The sequence below is a fragment of the Stenotrophomonas lacuserhaii genome, assembly GCF_014836545.1.
Lineage (GTDB): Bacteria > Pseudomonadota > Gammaproteobacteria > Xanthomonadales > Xanthomonadaceae > Stenotrophomonas > Stenotrophomonas lacuserhaii.
In genome coordinates, this window is record NZ_JACSQS010000006.1 from 111018 (window position 1) to 129597 (window position 18580).

Below are 18580 nucleotides of genomic sequence, written 5' to 3' on the forward strand. Positions count from 1 at the left end.
CCTGGTGGGTGACGACCGTTGGTCGTCACGCTTCCGCCTTCCGCCTTCCGCTGCGCTCGCCGAGCATGGCTCGGCGCTACCCCGCCTTCGGTAGTGACGGCCGCTGGCCGTCACGCTCCGCCCTTGGTGGGTGACGACCGTTGGTCGTCACGCTTCACCACCCGGTCCATAATGCCCGACACCCCGCCAGCAACCCCTAGCGAAAGGACGCCTAGCATGCTGAGCCAGCACTTCCTGTTCTTCTTTGCCATGCTCGGCGCCTTCATGGGGCTCGGCCTGGCCAGCGTTCTCTGGTGGCGCGCCAAGGGCGAACCCACCCAGCGCTGGCTGTCCCTGCTGGTGCTGGCGGTCGGCGTGCGCACCGGCAAATCCGTGGTCTTCCATTTCTGGCCGGATATCCCACGCATCGCCCTGCAGCTCGGCCTCACCGCCTGTTTCCTGATCGGGCCCTGCCTGTACTTCCTCATCCGCTCCACCCAGGGCAACACGCGCGCCGCCAGCCGCGTGGACCGCTGGCATATCACCGCGCTGGTCATCATCACCCTGGCGGTGAACCTGTTCCTGCCCTACACAGGCAACGATGTGCTGTGGCGCAACCTCATCACCCCCGGCATCAATTACGCCTGGCTGGCCTACCTGCTGCTGGCCACCGCCGAGGTCTACCGCCATCGCGCGCGTTTGGCGCGAAGCCCGTCCGGCCCGCTGTTGCTGGGCGCGCTGCTCGGCATCTGGTTGATCTGGACCGCCTACTACACCGCCGGTTACACCTCCTACATCGTCGGCGCGCTGTGCTTCACCTTCGTGCTGGCGTCCAGCGTGCTGGTCTACCTGCGGCTGCGCTCCGGGCAGGCCGCCATCGAGCCCTACCAGGACCGCCGCATCCCGACCGACGAGGCGGCCACCCAGCTCAAGACGCTGGCCGAACTGATGGCCCGCGAGCGCCTGCACCTGGATCCCAGCCTGACCCTGCCGCGCCTGGCGCGTCGCATGGGCGTGCCGCAGACCCGGCTGTCGCAGGTCCTCAACGCCGACAACCAGACCTCGTTCAAGCGGTACCTAGCGCAGCTGCGGGTGGCCGAAGCCAGGTCGCTGCTGCTGCAGGTGCCGGTGAAGCCGCTGGAAATCGTCGCCTCCGAAGCCGGCTTCCAGTCGATGTCGACCTTCCACAGCGCGTTCAAGAAGCACGAGGGCATCACCCCGGCCGCCTTCCGCAGCCGCGCCACCGACTCCGGAAACGCATTCCAGCACTCCTGAAACACGACGCAATACCTTGATCTGAAAGGGATCACCTAACGTGCGGACTCCTTCCCGTGAGTCCGCACCATGTATACATCCCGCTTCATCCGCCCCTTGCTGATGCTGCTGCTGGCCGCCTGCCTGGGCGCGGTCAGCACGGTCCAGGCGGCCACCCCGCAGCGCATCCTGTTCGTACTCTCCAGCAGCAAAGTCCACGGCAGCTCCGCGCTGCCGGCCAGCGTCAGCTTCGGCGAGGTCGTCCACGCATGGGATGTCTTCCACGAAGCCGGGTATGCGGTGGATTTCGTCTCGCCCGATGGCGGGGCCGTGCCGATCCTGGATGCCTACGTGAGCGACGAGGTGGCCACCCGCCAGCAGGACCCGCGCATCATGTCCGGGTTGCGCAACACCACCACGCCCGCCCGGATTGATCCGTCCCTGTACCGCGCCGTGTATTACGTCGGCGGCAGCAACGCCATGTACGGCGTGGCCGAAAACCCGCAACTGCGGCGCATCGCCGTGCATGTCTACGAGCGCAACGGTGGGGTGGTGTCGGCCGTCTGCCACGGCACCGCCGGCATCGTGGACCTGACCCTCAGCGGCGGCCAGAGCCTGCTCGCTGGCAAACGCATCACCGGCTATCCGGAACAGCACGAACAGCAGGATGCGGCCTACTTCAAGCAGTTCCCGTTCCTGATCGGCCAGACCGTCACCGCACGCGGCGGCACCTTCAGCGCGATCGACAGCGAACAGCCGTACATCCAGGTCGATGGGCGCGTGGTCACCGGCCAGAACTACGCCTCGGCCGCGCCGGTGGCCAAGGCCGTGGTGGAGGTGCTGCGCGGCGGGCGCGCCGAGGTGGAGCAGGTCATGCAGAAGGTCATGCAGGCGTTCGAAGCCGGCGACGCCAACCGGATGTTCGAGGTCCTGCGACGCGATGGCGTCGTGCTCGGCTACTCCGAAGGCCAGCGCCGCGTGGTCACCCAGGACGCCGAGGAATGGGCCACCGGCTTTACCGGCGTGGCCGCCGACGAAGACCAACGCTACCGCCGCTACGAAATCCTGGACGTCAACGAAAACGCCGCCGTGGTGAAACTGACCCTCGATTATCCCCGCTGGAAGGGGCTGGACTACCTGGCGCTTTCCCGTATCGACGGCACCTGGATGGTCGTCTCCAAGTCCTGGTCAGGCCAGGTCACACCCTGATTCCTTCAACCGACGCGCTTCGCCACAGACCCACCATCGAGAATCCTCATGAAGACCCTTATCCGATCCCTTGCACTCGCAGGCAGCCTGCTCCTGCTGCTCCCCAGCTACGTCATGGCGCAGGCCAGCGACCGTGAGGCCGTCGACCAGGTCATGCAGACCTTCATGCGCGCCTACCCCACTGCCGACAACGCGCTGGCCAGGCAGGTTTTCCGCAGCGACGGGGTGATGATCGGCTACTCGGCCGCCCGCGGCAGCGGCCTGGCCACGCGCACCGGGGAACAGTTCGCCGAAGGCTTCAACGGCAAACCGGCCGCCAACGAAGCACAGCGCAAGCGCAGCTATGAAATCGTCGACATGGCGCAGAACCTGGCCGCGGTCAGGGTCACGCTGGACTACCCCGGCTGGGACGGCGTCGACTACGTCGTGCTGCTGAAGACCGACGGCAAGTGGATGATCATGAGCAAGTCATGGACAGGCCAGGCCAGACCCTGACCTTCGGTGGGTGACGGCCTTCGGTGGGTGACGACCGTTGGTCGTCACCTTCCTGGCCCTCACAACTTCAAGTTCAATCCTACATACACCGAACGCCCTGCAGCAGGCGAAAACATCGGCTGCGCCTGCTCCCAGAAGAAGCTGTCATACCACGCATACGCATACTCCCGGCCGGTGGCATTCTTCACCTGCAGGTCCACGCTCCACGCCGGAGTGATCTGGTAGCGCGCGCTCAGGTCCAGCACCGCGAAGCCGCCGAACTTGCCCGCCACGTTGCGTTCTTCCAGGTAGTAATCGCCCTGCGCACGGGCCTGCAGGCCCAACTGCAGCGCATCGCTGGCCTGGTAATCCACGCCGACGTTGCTGATGTACCGCGGGGTGGCAGCCACTTCGCGCCCCTGCAGCGAAAGGGCCGCATCACGATCATCGCGGGTGATCTTTGCTTCCTGATAGGCATGCGATGCCCACAGCGTCCAGTTGTCGCCCCACTGCGTGCTGATCTGAGCATCCACGCCGCGACGGCGGGTCTTGCCCAGCGTCACCGTGGTGCCCGTGGCCGGCATGTTCGACACCTCATTGGCCGCGTCCTGCTGCCACACCGCGATGCGTGCCTGGCTGCCCCCGAACGGACTGAACTTCAGGCCCAGCTCCATGCCGGTGTTGGTCGACGGACGCATCGCTGCCTGCCCTGGCGTCAGGTAGGCAGGCGCGGTGGAGCCGGTCAGTACCTGGAAGGTGCGCCCCCAGTTGGCATACACGTTGGTGTCCTCCGCCAGCGCGTAGACCACGCTCAGTTTCGGCTGTTCGATGGTGCCGTAGCGCTGCAGCGGGCCGGTGACGCCGCCGGGCAGCCGGGTATCCCCGTCGAAGCGGTCCACGCGGTACGCCGGCACGATCTTCAGCGGTTCGATCGGCTGGTAGATGGCCTGTACATAGGCGCCCCAGTTGTCGAAGGTGTGCCGGTCATCATTCTGGATGCGCGCCGGTGCACTGCTGAAATCGGTCGGCTCGCTGTAGCTGAAGCGCAGGCGCTGGTAGCCGTTGTCCTGGTGTTCGTAGTTCATGCCACCTTCCACGGTAACGCTGTCCCTGGCATGCCAGGTGAGCGTGGTCAGCATGCCGGTCTGCTTCTCGTCCCACACCCGGCGCTGGCGCGGTGCGTTGCCGGTGGGCAGGTCACTGAAGGTCACCCGACGGTCGTCTTCGTAGCGGTTGTAGTACAGCCTGCTGCCCAGGAACAGGCTGTCGGCAAGCTTCAGGTCCAGGTGTACGCCCACCTGCTGCATGTCGCGCACATCGCGGTCATTGAGGTTGCGGCGCTGCGATCCCCGCCGGTCGCTTCGCAGCTCGTCGGCGGTCATGAAACCGGGTTCATCGGCGATGTGGTGATAGGCGCGCGCGGTCAGCCCGATGCGCATGCCGTCTTCAAGATTCCCATGGAACCACTTGCCACCCAGCGCGTATTTTTCGGAGCTGTCGTGGTCACGGTAACCATCGGATGCCTGGCTGCCGACGAAGTAATTCTGCGCGAATCCATCGCGCTCGCGACCGACCGCCAATTGCGCATCGCGCGTGTTGTAGCTGCCATGGCCGAGCCGGGCATCGGTATAGTTGCCCCCCTGCCGCGTACCGAAGTTCACGTTGCCACCGATGTTGTGCAGCCCGTAGCGCGGATCGTTGGTGCCGCGCACCACCTCGATGAAGCTGATTTCCAGCGGGAACAACATGTCGATGAAGCGCTGGTTGCCACTGTTGACGTTGCTGGGCACACCGTCGATCAGGGTCTTGATGGCATTGAGGTAGCCCTCGCCGTTGAAGGCGCGGAAGCTCACCTTGCCCGACTCCGCACCCTGCCGGGTTTCGGTCAGCTGGATGCCGGGCATCTGCCCCAGCAGCTCCCAGCTGTGCGACACGTTCTTGTCCTCGATCTGGTCCGCACCCAGCACGTCCACCGAGGTCAGCACCTGGTGCGCGGTGAGCTGCCCGTCGGTGTGCTGGTGGACATCCACCTTGCCCAGGGTCAGGGCGGAGCTGGAGGACTGCGCGCGCGACTCGGGCGCGAACAGGATGGCCGCCGTAGCAGCGACCAGAGCTTGGATTTTCATGGGGTGGAAACGCCTGATGCAGAAGGGGACAAGGTCGCGAGCGGGGCAATGTTACAGAATAACATTACATTTCGACCAGTCCCCCCACCGGGCGATGTACTGCCCGCCGCCCCGCCTTACCATCGCAGCCTCGCCGTTCCGCACAGAGAGCACCCGCATGGCCCGCGTCCACGTCACCTCGACCGGCAGCAACTTCGCCCATCGCATCAGCAGCGGCCAGCACACGCTGCTTGCCGATGAGCCCGCGCCACTGGGAGGCCAGGACCAGGGCATGGCCCCGTTTGAACTGTACCTTTCCGCGTTGGCCGCGTGCACCGCCATTACCCTGCGCATGTACGCCGAGAAGAAGGGCTGGGAGCTGGGCGAATTCAATGCCGAGCTGACCTCCACGCGGGACGCGGCAGGCAAGCTGCTGGTGCATCGCACGCTGCGCGCATCGGCCAGCGTGACCGACGCCCAGTGGACGCGCCTGCTGGACGTGGTGGAGCGCACCCCGGTGACGCTGGTGATGCGCGAAGGCGCCACGATCACCAGCGAACGCGGCTGACCGGCAGCACGCGCGGATTACCCGGCGTAGGCCACCCAGCCCCTGAAACTGAAAGCGGCGTAGAACAGTTCCACCGTGCCGAAGCCAGCCTCGTGCAGCAGCGCCACGTCCTGCTCCGGTGACAGCGCGGGCAGCAGTCGGGCCATGCTGTCCACGGTGTGCGCCACGTCCAGCGCGATCCCCGAAGAGGCCGAGAACGCGGCAAAGCGCTGCAGCCAGCGGCCCTTCTGCGCGTCATCCTGCGCATAGCTGTGATGTGCCACCACCAACGGCGCGCCTGGTTTCAGCCGGCGCCGCATTGCTTTCAGCGTGTGCAGTCGCTGCTCGGCCGGCAGGAAATGCAGGGTCAACAGGCAGGCCGCGCCGTCGCATACTTCTTCGGGCGCGTCGTCGATGTAGCCCTCGGTGAACACCACGCGCGATGCCAACGGCCCCAGCCTCTGGCGCGCCATGTCCAGCATCGATGCAGACGGATCGACAGCGCGGAAATGCCACCCGGGCTGTGCCTCGGCGAAGGCGCGTAGCTCCATCCCACCGCCCGCGCCGAGCACCAGCACAGTGCCGTCTGCCGGCACGCGTTCTGCCAGCAACAGGCGCGCCATGCGCTGCATGTCCAGCAGGCCCGGTACCTTCTGCATCGCACCTTCTGCATAGCCTGCAATGGCGTGGGGATCGGAAAACATGGGCGCCTGCCTCGTTGATTTGACCTGTGGCGCTAAAGGTAACATCATTAGTTACATGAAACGCGACAGCCGACTTTCCGCCGTCCTGCATGCCCTGCTGCACATGGCCGAGCAACCCGGACCGATGACCTCCGACGCGCTGGCGACCTGCCTGGGCACCCATCCGGTGGTGGTCCGCCGCACCATGGGCCTGCTGCGCGAAGCCGGGCTTGTCGCCGCCGTGCGCGGCCACGCCGGCGGCTGGCGCATCAACGCGGACCTGAGCAAGGTGAGCCTGCGCCAACTGCACGAGGCACTGGGCGAGCCGGCCTTGTTCGCCATCGGCAACCGCCACGAAAACCCCGAGTGCCTGGTCGAACAGGCCGTCAACGCCGCCCTGGACGATGCCTTCGTCCAGGCAGAAGCGCTGCTGCTGGAGCGGTTTGCCGCGGTGTCACTGGCCGATCTCGCCGCCGACTTCAAACGTCGTCACGCCCACCATCTGCGGAGCAAGCATCCATGAACACCCAGGACGTCATCATCATCGGCGGCAGCTACGCCGGCATGGCCGCGGCCCTGCAGCTGGTACGTGCCAGGCGGCGCGTGCTTATCATCGACGCGGGCAAACGACGCAACCAGGCGGCCGCCGATTCGCACGGCTTCCTCAGCCAGGATGGCGCCGACCCGGCCGAGATCGCCCGCATCGCACGCCAGCAACTGCAGGCCTACCCCACCCTCACCTGGGTGGAAGACGTCGCCATGGATGCATCGGGAACACGCGATGCCTTCAGCGTGGCCACCACAGCATCCGGCACCTTCAGCGCCCGTCGCCTGCTGCTGGCCACCGGCGTGGCGGACGAACTGCCCTCCATCGACGGCATCGGCGAGCGCTGGGGAAAGAGCGTATTCCACTGTCCCTACTGCCATGGTTATGAGCTGGACCAGGGCGAGATCGGGGTGATTGCCGTGGTGCCGATGTCGATCCACCAGGCGCAGCTGCTGCCCGAATGGGGCAACGTTACATTCCTGCTCAACGAGGCCATCGAGCTGGACGCGGCGGCGCGCGAGGAACTTGTTGCGCGTGGGGTACGCATCGAAGCAACGCCCATCGCACGTATCGAAGGGCACGCCGATGTGGTGCTGGCGGACGGGCGAAGGCTGTCTTTTGCGGGGCTGTTCACCGCCCCGCTCAACGCGCCTTCCACGCCGATCGCGCAGACGCTGGGCTGTGCGCTGATGGAAACCCCGATGGGTACCCAGCTGCAGACCAGCGATGCCAAGGAGACCAGTGTTGAAGGTGTGTTCGCCTGCGGCGACGTTGCGCGCATGCCGCACTCGGTTTCACTGGCCGTGGCGGATGGCGCGTGGGCGGGGGCGCAGATTCATCGGACACTGGTGTGGCCTACGGCGGGGTGATGTCTGGAGTCCTTCGGGGACCTGCTTTAAAAAACCATCATTCGTTGCAGCTCGTCCACTGCCGAATTAGATCCTCGACATGCTCAATCTGCGCCTTCGCGTAATCCCTGTCCTTCACCCTGATATCCACATCGTCGAGGTAATGCCACAGTTCATGCGGAACACCCACGGCGCCTCGATCCAGCATCATGAGCCGCTTGATGGTCGCTGCATCACTGTTCCACTGCGCCATGCCCTCCCTGCACTCCGGCTCGGATAGAAGAAGGGTCCGGATACCATTGATGATGGCATCCCTGAGTTCATCATCAGCCATAAAAACCACTCCTTGACTCCGAATCGACCAGAAATCTGACACCGGAACCATCTGGTACGCACGCTATGGCCGGCGCAGGAAGATGGCCAGCATCAGCCCTTTGCACGGAAACGTCCCACACCGAATCATCCTGCCCGTCGTCTTCCACGGACACACATAATTCGATCACCACGGCGTCAATGACTATGGATAGCCGCCCATCCGCTTGGAGTTGAGTGGCATCAACCGTCTTGCCAATACAGAAGAATACTCGCGCAAGAAACTCACTCCGCCCGTCAAAGAAGTCGCTTGACCCTGGCGTGTCGGGCGACAGTCCATTCTCGCGAATCGTGGCAGCACACACAAAATCGACGTCAACGTACAGGCTCTCGCCCGGAATCACGACAGGATTGATGAATCGAAGGGAGATGGAAATGCTGGTAACACTAAAGCTGTCAAGGCATGCCCCTGCAAGCATCTGAAGCAGCGCGCCATTGGCAGATTCCGTATCCAGCTCCATCTTTGCGCAAGTCGACGTCACCGCGTCTTTCCTTTGGACAAAATGCCGCAGCCAAGGCCCACACGCATCAGGTCAGCCGTCATCGACCTTGCTCGCCATCAGCCACGCAACCATACGTTCTCCGATGCTGTTCACCCGCAGACAAGACTGCGTGGTCTTCGGGCGAAATCGACGCTTCCGTCAGCGGCAACTTTTCAGACATCATCGCCCACCCATGATCAAACGACCCGCCCTTGCAGCGGACAACCCGCGAACAGCGAGCCAAAATCGCTCCAGCGGGCCGATCCGGAAGAACGTAAAGCCCGAGTCGGCCGAGCGATTTTCAAGGCAGGACTCGTGGGTAACTTCCTCGATCTCATGAACCAGGTAGTACTCGCTGATAAGCGCTCCGCAGACGCCAACAACATGATGGGCGGCCATCCCTTCGCGGACAGGCGCCTCGACTTGCAGGCGCGCCACCCGTTCATCAGATGCCTCGCCATAGACCGTTGAGTAAAAGCCAAGCAGCATCTTATCGGGTCCCGGAGGAACCACGAAAACACCTTCGACAACTACCCTATATGCATGCACATCCAACCACCTTGAGTTGACCAGGCGTGGCACTTAGCGGCTCCAGCGCATTCCTACAAGCACCCCAAGCCGATCCGCGTCCACGGCCTCGAAGCTCGGAGAGACCTCGCCTCCAGCAATGTGCTGGAACGCACCCGATACACGGACATACTGAGGGCCGTCCTTGGTCATACTGACGAGCTTCTTGAACGATTCCGGTGAATCTACCGGATAGACAACGATCGAGGAGAAGGGATCGCGTGCATCAAGCAAATCCTTTGACGGGAACAGCATGATCACATCGTTCACTGGCTCTGCCCACGCCATGAAACTTACGCGCTCACCATCGTAAAGGGCAGGGTCTACGAGAACCGCAACGAATGAAGTCGCGCAGACACGGTCGTCGATGGAATTGACCATGAACCTGCAAACCCCTGGCGAACGCGTATCGCGCTGGGGCACCGGGTCCTTGGCACATGCAACCAACATGAGCGCAAGCGCGATGCCTGCGCAAGCTCTGACCTTCTTCATTGCAGCACCTCGTGACCTTCCTTGTTCCGTCAAGCACACCACCCCAGTGGCGCCAGCTTAACGAAGTCCTGTCAGCCTCACCAGCAGCGGCGACCATTCACTAACTCGGCAGTCTAGTCGGGGACACAGCTACCTCGGCAGGGGTAAACGCATATCTCACGACCCGCATCCTCCCGCGCAGTTACTGGTCGCCGAGCTGCGCGTTATCGACCATGTCGCGCCAGCGTTCGGCCTCAATACTGAAGGGATGCGTCGGCAATTAAAGGGTGCTCGATAGATCCATTTCGAGACCGCCATGGGCGTGGTGGGCGCGCTCGGGCTACACTTGCAGGCCCGGTCTACGACCTACGGATGACCCGCGCACATCACTCGCAAAACTGGCTTCAGGCGCCGTGCGCGGACCCAAAATGCCGGTACAGCGACTCTAGATGCAGCCTATTGACTGAAGGTGCCGATGGGTACCTTCAAGCTGACTTAGCCTTGCATCGACACGAGTTCTTCACCTGCCACGTTTATCCCGATATGTCGGGGCCCCGTGTTTGCGCACCTACACTTCCATGACTCAGCCCGTCATGAAAGCAGCGAATGTAAGCGCAACTACAGTGAATCCCAGAAAAACTCGAATCACCATCATCTCAAGCCGCACCTGATGCAGTTCTTGACGCGGAATCCTGGTTTCCAACCCGAGCACTATGGCGAGATACGTTGACTGTCCCCGCAGACCGAACGCCTCCGGGCAACCTACCCTTACCCACAGCTCTGGGTAGAGCCGAGGAAAGCGTCTCGAAAACCGAAAAAACACGATCAAGTAACCAACGACCGACAGAAAACCTATTGCAAAAATCATCTCAAGCATTATGGAAATTTCCCTGGTGTAGCCCCAACTTCGTAAATTTCCACGCGAGCTTCCGCACCTCCGCCGGGCTGACCCATCGCCCTTTGGTAACTCTCAAAACTAAATTCGTACACTCGCCCATTACGCACCATCATCGCGTCAACTCTCCTAGACGCGGCAGTAGAAAGATCGCCGCACCCAGAGTTCTGCCCGCCGCGGAACATCCCGCGACTCGACTTGTGCACTAACATATCAGCCGAACTCCTGATGGCTATTTGGGGTGCGTATGCATAAAGCCAATCTCGTCCCTTCCGCGAGTTAGAGGAAAAACTCCACTCGCGCTCGTTGGCCGTCCATCGCTATGTGCTGGCCCAGCTCGGACTTTGCCTCCCGGAGCTTTGTAGAACAAGGACACAATCTCAACCCCCCAACTCTCCGACACCGGCTCAACACTACTTGCCCAGACGCCGTACATTTCCTTCTTTGAATCGAACGGCCTGAACCCATCCGCGTTCCGCAAAGCTTGGTTCGCTTGTCGTGCCGCCCCTGCACCCGCTGTACTCGTTACCAACCCAGAAACGCCCCCGGCTTGACACATAGCGGTGATGTGAGCACCTGTGCACTGCCTTCCATCTCGATCAACGTTCCCCACAGGATTCCCGTTGGCATACCTATACCTGTTGAACTGACCAAATCCCTGCCCATACGGCGTCACGGGATCGACACTCAGGAAGCTGCCGATCGCACTACCTCGTTCGACGTGGTAATGGTTGCCGGCTTGCCGTCCGCGGTGTAAGTCCAGTCCTTGTCGCCATTCTTGTCCGGGAAGCGCAGGGTGATCAGTCGATTGCGCGCGTCGTAGCCACGCGCCACCTTCCGTGCGGCGACGGTGGTCGAAGCCATGTCACACGACGTTGTACTGGGGAGGTTGAGACCGGACGCGCTCCAGACCAGATTTCCCGCGTCGTCGTAACCCACCAGGGTCGAAGACGATTCCATCGGCGGTGACTTGTGAGCGGCAACTCCATCTACAGCCAACAACATGAGCCACCTTTACCCTGCACGAATAGAAGTGGGAATGTCGCAAAACTTTACATGACGCACTGCTCGGGCAGCTTTAACAGTACCTGTTCGATACATTCATCGAACCCATTATCGCAACGACCCTCTACTGAATTCGACTGAGGATCCTGCACGTCGAAGTCGATCAAATGTTTCGACAGCGGGCTTCCATCCGCTGCCTGCACGACGTCTCGAGTCAAGGGCCTGACCTCTCGGATGTTAATTTGCCATGAACCATTATTTAAATCGGCCGTCTGCGCGAGCTGGACACGCCTCATTAGCTCTGCCTGATACCACTGCGCCATTCCCGCACTAGGCATCTGGTTGATAACAACAACCTGACATGGAGCGTAGCCACATCCAGCCAGCATAAAACCAGAGCCAAGCAGAAACGCGGATCTCAGTACCCGCATCCTCAGCGACAATCGATTTCTTCCCATTATTTACCACCCAATTTTTTCTCAAGCTGCTTTGATTCAATCCTACCACTCACTCTGAACACCCCTTGGAAAGATCCCAATTGGTGCCTGAATGTAGTGGAGTTTCCTTTGATTGCATCCTCATCCATTGCGCGAAGCGAGTTTCCACTGCGATCAGCCATGATATGTTTCTGCGAATACCCAGGCCGATAGGTGGATGTACGCCCCTCCCTGCTACCTGAGTCAGCATAGCCCTCAGGCGCGCCAGCAAAATGCAATATGTCATGCACCGCTGCTCCGCGCCAGTTGAGCCCACCCGTGTCAATATAGCCTTTGTTTCCGCCAAAGCTGTCAACCCCTTCGCCAGCGCGAGGATAGGATTTGTAGTCCCTCCCCTCCTCGAGCCGCATAACATTAGTTCCAATACCCCCTGGCGCCTGAAGGGGCTGAAGCACTATCCTCAGCCCAGAGAATTCGGATTTAAGCGAATCTACTCTACGCTTGATTTCCCCAACATTCTCTCGCGTTGCACCAGAACCACTAAAATGAACGGGTATGACTACTACATTTGCGTCTGTGAAATAAATCGCATCATTCCCGTCAGGATCAAGAAATTTGAGCGGGTTCCCATTCCCATAACGGTAGCGATTGAAGTTCGCAGAACTACCGCTGTAAGCAGCGACGGCGTCGACTGAAAGAAAGGCGCCGATCTCTGCGTCGTAGTAGCGTTGTTGCATGTAAGTCAGACCGGTCGCGGAGTCCGCCACATGCCCCGTGAAACCCGGCGCATCCGACGGCCCGGTTCCTACGGTCGCGCCATACGGTTCATACACCGTCCGCTCGGTCACGTTCCCCGCGGCATCGGATACCGCAACCGGCGAGCCCAGCGCATCGGTGTGGATGTACTCGATGATCTCTTGGCTGGCGGCACTCCACGTGCCTGCCAGCAACACAGCGCCCGTGGCCAGTCTCTTGATGATATTCATGGTTCGCATCCGCTCGTCACAGGGGGTTGGTGAGGTCGCCAAGGTCAACCAACGACTGATTGACCGGCGGGCTGGACCATGCAGAGCAACCACTGGCATTGCAGGCGCGGATGATGTGGCTGGAAGCACAATATCCGGCGCCCTCAGACTTGATGGAAGTCAGCGGCCCGGTGTACTGCGTTCGGCCGCCATATGCTTGGAACTCATACGTTGCAGCCCCTGTCACAGGAGTCCATTGCGCCTCACAGCGGTTCTTGGTGGCACGGTTCACGATCCACTGATACTTCACTGACTTGGTGATCGCAGGCGTACCAGGCGGCGGGCTGGAAACTACCGTCACGTTGTTGGAGTACCCGCTGCAGCCGGCGGCATTGCACGCCTTCACCCGATACGTGTAAGTGGCAAACCCAAGGCCATTGCGCGTTGACTGGGTAGATCCATCGTTCTGGACCACGCCCCAACCGCCGCCATTCACGCTCTCCTCAAGCACATAGTTCACCGCCATCGCAACGCCATTCCAGCTCATCGTGGCGCTTCCACTACCAGTGCTTGCCGGGCCGCTCAGCCCCGGCGCGCCCGGAGGCTGGATGACCGAGACAGTCGCGGTTCCCGAATAGGCACCCCACCCTGCATCGTTGCCGCCACGCACGCGGTATGCATAACTACCCGTCCCCTTACCGCTGAACGCCTGACTGGTACCGGTAATGGAAGCCACCACCGTCCAGCCGCTTCCATTCACACTTTCCTCCAGGCCGTAGCGCGTGGTCGCAGCCAGCGCATTCCAGCTCACGGTATAGGCACCACCCAGGCTCTGGCCAGGTGCGGAGATACCCGGCGCGCTTGCCGGCGGGTAAAGAACCGTCGTCTTTGCGGTAGCCGACACCGCTCCACATCCTGCCGGGTTGCAAGCGTAGACACGGTACCCGTAGCTGCCCGTCGCCTTGCCCGAAACCGCCCAGCTACGCGCCGCAGTCTCCTGCACCGTTGCCCATGCACCGCTGCCGATCTGCTCCTGCAGCCGGTACGTGGCAGCGCCCGTTACAGCCGTCCAGGTGACGGAATAGTTGCCGTTCAGCGCGGTTGTCGGAACTGAGACAACTGCTGAGGCAGCGGGCGGCTTCTGCACCGAGATCGTGGCCGTCGCACTCCAGCTACCACAGGCATCCTGCTGGCACGCACGGATGCTGTAGCCATAATTTCCTTCGGCTTTGGCAGAGGCACTCCAGGTTCGCGCCGTGCCGTTGTGCACAGTGGTCCACGCCCCCGTCCCGAGCTGCTCGCGCAATTCATAGCGTGTTGCATAGCTGACAGCGGTCCAGCTCACCCCATACGTCCCGCTATTGCTGAACGATGGAACAGTCAGCGCCGGCGTGGTCGGCGCAACGACCTGGATCGCGCGCGCGACCAAGCTCCCGTTGAGCTGGATATACTCCGTGTTCTTGCCTTCGCGAGCATTGTCCTGCCGGCGTAGAACGCCGTCGTTGCCGTACAGGGAGCGGATGGTGCTGCCACCGCTGGTCGCGGTCGACAGGATGCGCCGCCCCTGTGCATCGTAACGATACCGCTCAGCGGCAGCCACCGCGCGCAAGCGATTGCCGAAGTCAAAGGTGTGCGTGATACCGCTGCGCTTGGCGACATTGCCCTGCACATCGTAGGTCAGCGCTATGGTTGTTGCGCCCGCGCTGTCCTGCACGTTGGCCAGGCGATTCTTGGCGTCGTACCAGTAGTTGTGGTCCTTGACCCCACCCAACTTCGCGCTACGCAGGTTGTCCACCGCATCGTAGGTGTAACGGAACACACCATCGCCGCCGAACGACGCCGAGTTCGCCTGCACCAGGCGATCCAGGCCGTCATAGCTCATCGTCCGTGTGCGCGCGCCGTCCAGGTGATCCACGATGCGCCCCACGTTGCCGTTGGCATCAAACTCATAAGTGGTATCAAGTGCGCCGCGGCTGTCGGTCACCCGTGCAGGCAACTGGCGTGCGTTCTGCTGCATCGTGTGGACGATGCCATTGCCATAGCTGAACTGCTTCATCCCACCGTTCGGGTAGTAGCTGACGCCGGTTGCAAAACTGCCGGCCTTGGTCGGCTGACCCAACGCATTGGGTGCGTAATCGACATAGCGGCCGCTGGGATAGGTCAAACCCGCCAAGGCACCCAGCGGGCTGTACGCATATCCGATGGACTGAATGCCCAGCGTACTTTCACTGGACGTTTCAGCAACAAGCATTCCGCGCTTGTTGTAGCTGTAGGTGTTTATGGCCTGGGCGGTGCCCGCCTCGTTCGACGTGGTAATGGTTGCCGGCTTGCCGTCCGCGGTGTAAGTCCAGTCCTGGTCGCCATTCTTGTCCGGGAAGCGCAGGGTGATCAGTCGATTGCGCGCGTCGTAGCCACGCGTCACCTTCCGTGCGGCGATGGTGGTCGAACCCATGTCACACGACGTTGTACTGGGGAGGTTGAGACCGGACGCGCTCCAGACCAGATTTCCCGCCTCGTCGTAACCCATCAGGGTCGAACCAGTTTCCGGCTCAATCGACTTGCAGAAGCGCTGATTGGCGTCGTAAACGTAGCTACGGGCAATGCGCGTGCTGCCATCGAGGTTACGGCGAACGATGGAACGGGGCTTGCCGAACACATCGCGCGTGATTTCGGTAACCGCACCTTCCGGATGGGTGATGACCGTAGGCGAATCGGTTGATGGCTCACCAAACGCTTGGAATCGCGTGGTGGTGATGTTTCCGCGCGCGTCGGTAACCTTCACCTGACCCGCGCCAGGGTAGTCGGTCAGCGTGGTAAGCAGGCCAGACTCCGCATCAACGGAAACGGAGCGCTGGCGGCCGAGCGCATCGTACGTCGTCCAAGCGCCTGCGTTCAGGGTCGCGCTGGTCCCCCAATGGGAGGCGAATACACGACGCCCAGCCTCGTCATACGCGAACCGCTGATAACGCTGCGTTGCACTACGCGCTGCGTTGTCGTATTCCTCTGTCACCAACGGCCGCCAGAACGCGTCGAAATACGTATTCTTGCGGGCATTGCCAGTCATGGTGCTCTGTCGCCAGTGGCCGGCCGGAATGCCGTACTCGTCACCATTCACCGCCGAGAACGTCTGTGTGGTCCGCGTCCAGGCAACGCTGTCATTTGCCGGCCAGTCGATGCTGGCAATGCGGCCCATGGGGTCATAGCCGTACTGGGTGGTCGCGCCGTTCTCGTCTGTCACCGAGGCAATCCAGCCGTTGTCGTCCACTACGGCGGACTGCGTTGCACCGTCGGCAAAGCGGATCTGCTGTGGCGTGCCGCGTTTCCATGCAGACAACGTGGTCGCGTTGCCCAGCACGTCCGTTACAGAGGCCACCGTGCCATCGGCGTTGTAGCCCAGCGCCTGCTTCAGTTTGCCGAATGCGCGCTCTTCGATGGGACGCATCAGCGAATCGAAGGTCGTCTGGGATTCAACGGCCCCGGTGTCATCATTGGTGAGCTTGGCCGTCTGACCCATCACCCACAACGCACTGTTGTCCTGATAGGTCGTAGTGTCCGTGCGCGAGCCGTAGGCACTGGAACGGTTGACCCGTGTAGGACGGGCCATGGCATCGAAAACCAACATACTGGTCTGGTAACTGTCGCCGTCCTGATCGATGGCCTCGGCCACGACCGGACGTACCTGGGCCGTGCTGGGATCGTCACTACCGTAGATCAGACCATAGGTGGGTGCGAAGGGCTGGCCTGCGACTTCACCCGTCGTCATGTAGACACTGGACCGCGTACTGACTGTATTGCCTGCGGCATCCAGCGTACTGGTTCCGAGTAGCCTACCTTCGTTGAGCGCATAAAGCGTGCCGTAGCGGTGAACGGTCCGCGTGCCATCCGGATTGGAGATGGTTACGTTCTTTTCCTTCTTGCATGTGGTGCAGGGATAGTTTGCAGGCGAGCCTGAGCTGCCCCAGAGAGGCTCAAAGCCTGCGCCGTAACTGTAGCTCCAAGTCAGCGGCTTGGAGAGGCCTGGACCAGTAATCGTCTTACTGGTCAGAGACACAACGTCAAAGAAGAAAGGCCTCCCCAGCACGTAGTAATACTGCGCTTCGCCGCCCTGAGTACTGCTCAACCGCTGCAGGCACTCACTCATGTGGACACCGCTGCGGCCATGCCGCAGATTGCGCAGCTTGAACGTTCCGGTGGCACCAGAAGGATGACCAACCGTCATCGTCAGCTCACCAAAGGATTCAGGCGGCTGCTCGGCGCAGTTGGGCCGCGAATTTCCATCCCACATCTGCGAATCGGTCCTCAACGCGCTTGAGTAGGAATACGACCAAGCACTACCGTCGGGTAAGGCGACCCGCGTAAGACGTGTTTGCCCTTCAACACTTCCGTAGGAGTACGACCATGTCCGTCCCGCTGCGGTCGCGGTGGCCAGATGACCGCCGCTGTACGTCAGCACGATCTCGCGCCCATCGCTGGACCAGATGCGGACCGGGCGTCCCTCTGCGTTGTAGGTGTACTGCACCCAGTTGCCGAAGCGGTCTTCCACACGACTGGCCTGAACATAAATGCGCATGCGGGAGACGCGGGCACGTCCACCGAATCCCAACGAACGGTCGATGATGCCGGCCAGGCGGCTGGCAGCTGTATCGAAGTAGTAGGAAACGCCTTCCGTGGTCTTGACCCGGTACCCTTCACCAGCCAGTCCAGACTTCATCGGAATACAGTCGATGGCATCGCGCTGGGCTGTAGTCCATTTACGGGCCACGCCATCATTGGGGCGCGGCGTGTCGGCGTTGAGTCCCAGCATGGCGCGATCGCCACCGCCCGGAATATGGATCTGATTACCCTGCCAGATCTCCGTCAGCTGGAAGGCTGTTGGATAGGAGGGCACCATGTGCCCACTACAGCGGTTCTCACCCCAGCCGCTGGCCGGAAAGGTCCCCGAAATGCTGGGCACATCGACTTCCCAGCCGCCTACGCCGTCAAGATTGGCGTTGTAGTTGGTGCCACCGATCAGATCCAGCTCGACGCTGAAGCGTCGACGCATCTGCACCGGCAAGGAATTGTTACCCGGCAGGGTGATGTCGGTGACGGCGAACTCCGTCTTGCCGTTGTACAGGCTGACGTTGTCGCCCATCAGGTCATCTTTCAGCGCGGTGAGGTTCTGCGCCGATTCGATGTGCTTGCGGTACTCCTGATACGGCTCGATGGCCGCAGCCTGATTCGCGCACAAGCCTGCTAGTACGGCGGCGCCGATACGGCCGCCCCAGGTCAGTTTCGTAGTCAACCCCAGTCTCCCTTTCACTACACGTCCGCGTACCCGGCCACGACGGCGGACGACGCTTCCATGCGCTGTTTAGGCGTCGAGTCTAAAGGATGAAGGATGGCTGAAGGAATGGCACGACAGCAAATCTGTGAAGTGGTTCGTACTGCACTGCCGCAATCCACGTCCGCCGTGTTCCCGTGACCGTGCACGACTCCCCCTCCTGCTTCGTCAACCAGTTGGAACGCAACCTGGAAGAACGGAGTCCACGATCAAGGAACAGCACCGACCTACGACGGTGCTGCCAACCTGACGCATGTCGAACGTATCGTCATCCCTGTCACTCCGCTGCGGGCGCTGGCGAACGCCGGCGCAACGTGGTGGGTGCACCGGGGAGCAGGTGTGGGTAAACGCTGCGCCATAGCGCATCGAATTGAAAAGGCAAACGCCAGCGGTGAATGACCGCCGTGAAGAATCAGT

General features: G+C 61.7%; 16 protein-coding genes. 6 read left to right on the forward strand and 10 right to left on the reverse strand.

Annotated elements, in window-relative coordinates; all coding sequences use genetic code 11:
* Positions 1–216: 216 nt before the first annotated feature.
* From H9654_RS08100 to H9654_RS08110, 3 genes are all read left to right on the forward strand, one after another.
* Entirely contained in the window at positions 217–1254 is a 1038-nt protein-coding gene (locus H9654_RS08100) for an AraC family transcriptional regulator (RefSeq protein ID WP_191770370.1), read from the forward strand.
* Positions 1255–1323: 69 nt separating this feature from the next.
* Complete coding sequence (locus H9654_RS08105) at positions 1324–2442, forward strand: nuclear transport factor 2 family protein (protein WP_191770371.1); 1119 nt, start codon at positions 1324–1326, stop codon at positions 2440–2442.
* A gap of 48 nt (positions 2443–2490) precedes the next feature.
* Entirely contained in the window at positions 2491–2937 is a 447-nt protein-coding gene (locus tag H9654_RS08110) for a nuclear transport factor 2 family protein (RefSeq protein WP_191770373.1), read from the forward strand.
* A gap of 59 nt (positions 2938–2996) precedes the next feature.
* On the opposite strand, the gene H9654_RS08115 is transcribed toward H9654_RS08110, so the two are convergent.
* Positions 2997–5042, reverse strand: coding sequence for a TonB-dependent receptor (locus H9654_RS08115; RefSeq protein ID WP_191770375.1), 2046 nt, complete (start codon positions 5040–5042; stop codon positions 2997–2999).
* Between the two features lie 157 nt (positions 5043–5199).
* On the opposite strand from H9654_RS08115, the gene H9654_RS08120 reads away from it, so the two are divergent.
* Positions 5200–5589 carry an OsmC family protein gene (locus H9654_RS08120; RefSeq protein ID WP_191770377.1) on the forward strand — a complete coding sequence of 130 codons (390 nt, stop codon included), beginning with the start codon at positions 5200–5202 and terminating at the stop codon, positions 5587–5589.
* Positions 5590–5606: 17 nt separating this feature from the next.
* On the opposite strand, the gene H9654_RS08125 is transcribed toward H9654_RS08120, so the two are convergent.
* Positions 5607–6272: a class I SAM-dependent methyltransferase gene (locus H9654_RS08125; protein WP_191770378.1), complete on the reverse strand. Its 666-nt coding sequence runs from the start codon at positions 6270–6272 to the stop codon at positions 5607–5609.
* A gap of 55 nt (positions 6273–6327) precedes the next feature.
* Between H9654_RS08125 and H9654_RS08130 the strand changes: the two genes are divergently transcribed.
* Both H9654_RS08130 and H9654_RS08135 read left to right on the forward strand, forming a co-directional pair.
* Entirely contained in the window at positions 6328–6774 is a 447-nt protein-coding gene (locus H9654_RS08130) for an Rrf2 family transcriptional regulator (RefSeq protein ID WP_191770380.1), read from the forward strand.
* A complete protein-coding gene (locus H9654_RS08135; protein WP_191770382.1) occupies positions 6771–7667 on the forward strand; it encodes an NAD(P)/FAD-dependent oxidoreductase in 897 nt (298 codons plus the stop codon). The genes H9654_RS08130 and H9654_RS08135 overlap by 4 nt, the downstream gene beginning before the upstream one ends.
* A gap of 37 nt (positions 7668–7704) precedes the next feature.
* Here H9654_RS08135 and H9654_RS08140 read toward each other — a convergent pair whose 3' ends face one another.
* From H9654_RS08140 to H9654_RS08175, 8 genes are all read right to left on the reverse strand, one after another.
* The gene (locus tag H9654_RS08140; RefSeq protein ID WP_191770384.1) at positions 7705–7980 is read right to left on the reverse strand and encodes a hypothetical protein; all 276 of its coding nucleotides are present in this window, start codon (positions 7978–7980) and stop codon (positions 7705–7707) included.
* Entirely contained in the window at positions 7973–8479 is a 507-nt protein-coding gene (locus H9654_RS08145) for a hypothetical protein (protein WP_191770386.1), read from the reverse strand. Before H9654_RS08145 ends, H9654_RS08140 begins: the two co-directional genes overlap by 8 nt.
* 201 nt (positions 8480–8680) lie before the next feature.
* Complete coding sequence (locus tag H9654_RS08150; protein WP_191770387.1) at positions 8681–8989, reverse strand: hypothetical protein; 309 nt, start codon at positions 8987–8989, stop codon at positions 8681–8683.
* A gap of 93 nt (positions 8990–9082) precedes the next feature.
* Positions 9083–9559, reverse strand: coding sequence for a hypothetical protein (locus H9654_RS08155; protein ID WP_191770389.1), 477 nt, complete (start codon positions 9557–9559; stop codon positions 9083–9085).
* A gap of 562 nt (positions 9560–10121) precedes the next feature.
* Entirely contained in the window at positions 10122–10415 is a 294-nt protein-coding gene (locus tag H9654_RS08160; protein ID WP_191770391.1) for a hypothetical protein, read from the reverse strand.
* A 705-nt stretch (positions 10416–11120) separates the two neighbouring features.
* Positions 11121–11393 carry a hypothetical protein gene (locus H9654_RS08165; RefSeq protein WP_191770393.1) on the reverse strand — a complete coding sequence of 91 codons (273 nt, stop codon included), beginning with the start codon at positions 11391–11393 and terminating at the stop codon, positions 11121–11123.
* A gap of 502 nt (positions 11394–11895) precedes the next feature.
* Complete coding sequence (locus H9654_RS08170; RefSeq protein WP_225211938.1) at positions 11896–12861, reverse strand: RHS repeat-associated core domain-containing protein; 966 nt, start codon at positions 12859–12861, stop codon at positions 11896–11898.
* A gap of 16 nt (positions 12862–12877) precedes the next feature.
* Positions 12878–18124 carry an RHS repeat protein gene (locus H9654_RS08175; RefSeq protein ID WP_191770397.1) on the reverse strand — a complete coding sequence of 1749 codons (5247 nt, stop codon included), beginning with the start codon at positions 18122–18124 and terminating at the stop codon, positions 12878–12880.
* Positions 18125–18580: the final 456 nt, after the last annotated feature.

Bases quoted from the DNA above. Each gene is read 5' to 3' on its own strand.
- H9654_RS08170 (WP_225211938.1), bottom strand. From the start codon at position 12,861: ATGAATATCATCAAGAGACTGGCCACGGGCGCTGTGTTGCTGGCAGGC.
- H9654_RS08150 (WP_191770387.1), bottom strand. From the start codon at position 8,989: ATGCTGCTTGGCTTTTACTCAACGGTCTATGGCGAGGCATCTGATGAA.
- H9654_RS08135 (WP_191770382.1), top strand. From the start codon at position 6,771: ATGAACACCCAGGACGTCATCATCATCGGCGGCAGCTACGCCGGCATG.
- H9654_RS08115 (WP_191770375.1), bottom strand. From the start codon at position 5,042: ATGAAAATCCAAGCTCTGGTCGCTGCTACGGCGGCCATCCTGTTCGCG.
- H9654_RS08145 (WP_191770386.1), bottom strand. From the start codon at position 8,479: ATGGAGCTGGATACGGAATCTGCCAATGGCGCGCTGCTTCAGATGCTT.
- H9654_RS08120 (WP_191770377.1), top strand. From the start codon at position 5,200: ATGGCCCGCGTCCACGTCACCTCGACCGGCAGCAACTTCGCCCATCGC.
- H9654_RS08165 (WP_191770393.1), bottom strand. From the start codon at position 11,393: ATGGAATCGTCTTCGACCCTGGTGGGTTACGACGACGCGGGAAATCTG.
- H9654_RS08130 (WP_191770380.1), top strand. From the start codon at position 6,328: ATGAAACGCGACAGCCGACTTTCCGCCGTCCTGCATGCCCTGCTGCAC.
- H9654_RS08110 (WP_191770373.1), top strand. From the start codon at position 2,491: ATGAAGACCCTTATCCGATCCCTTGCACTCGCAGGCAGCCTGCTCCTG.
- H9654_RS08155 (WP_191770389.1), bottom strand. From the start codon at position 9,559: ATGAAGAAGGTCAGAGCTTGCGCAGGCATCGCGCTTGCGCTCATGTTG.
- H9654_RS08140 (WP_191770384.1), bottom strand. From the start codon at position 7,980: ATGGCTGATGATGAACTCAGGGATGCCATCATCAATGGTATCCGGACC.
- H9654_RS08125 (WP_191770378.1), bottom strand. From the start codon at position 6,272: ATGTTTTCCGATCCCCACGCCATTGCAGGCTATGCAGAAGGTGCGATG.
- H9654_RS08105 (WP_191770371.1), top strand. From the start codon at position 1,324: ATGTATACATCCCGCTTCATCCGCCCCTTGCTGATGCTGCTGCTGGCC.
- H9654_RS08160 (WP_191770391.1), bottom strand. From the start codon at position 10,415: ATGCTTGAGATGATTTTTGCAATAGGTTTTCTGTCGGTCGTTGGTTAC.
- H9654_RS08100 (WP_191770370.1), top strand. From the start codon at position 217: ATGCTGAGCCAGCACTTCCTGTTCTTCTTTGCCATGCTCGGCGCCTTC.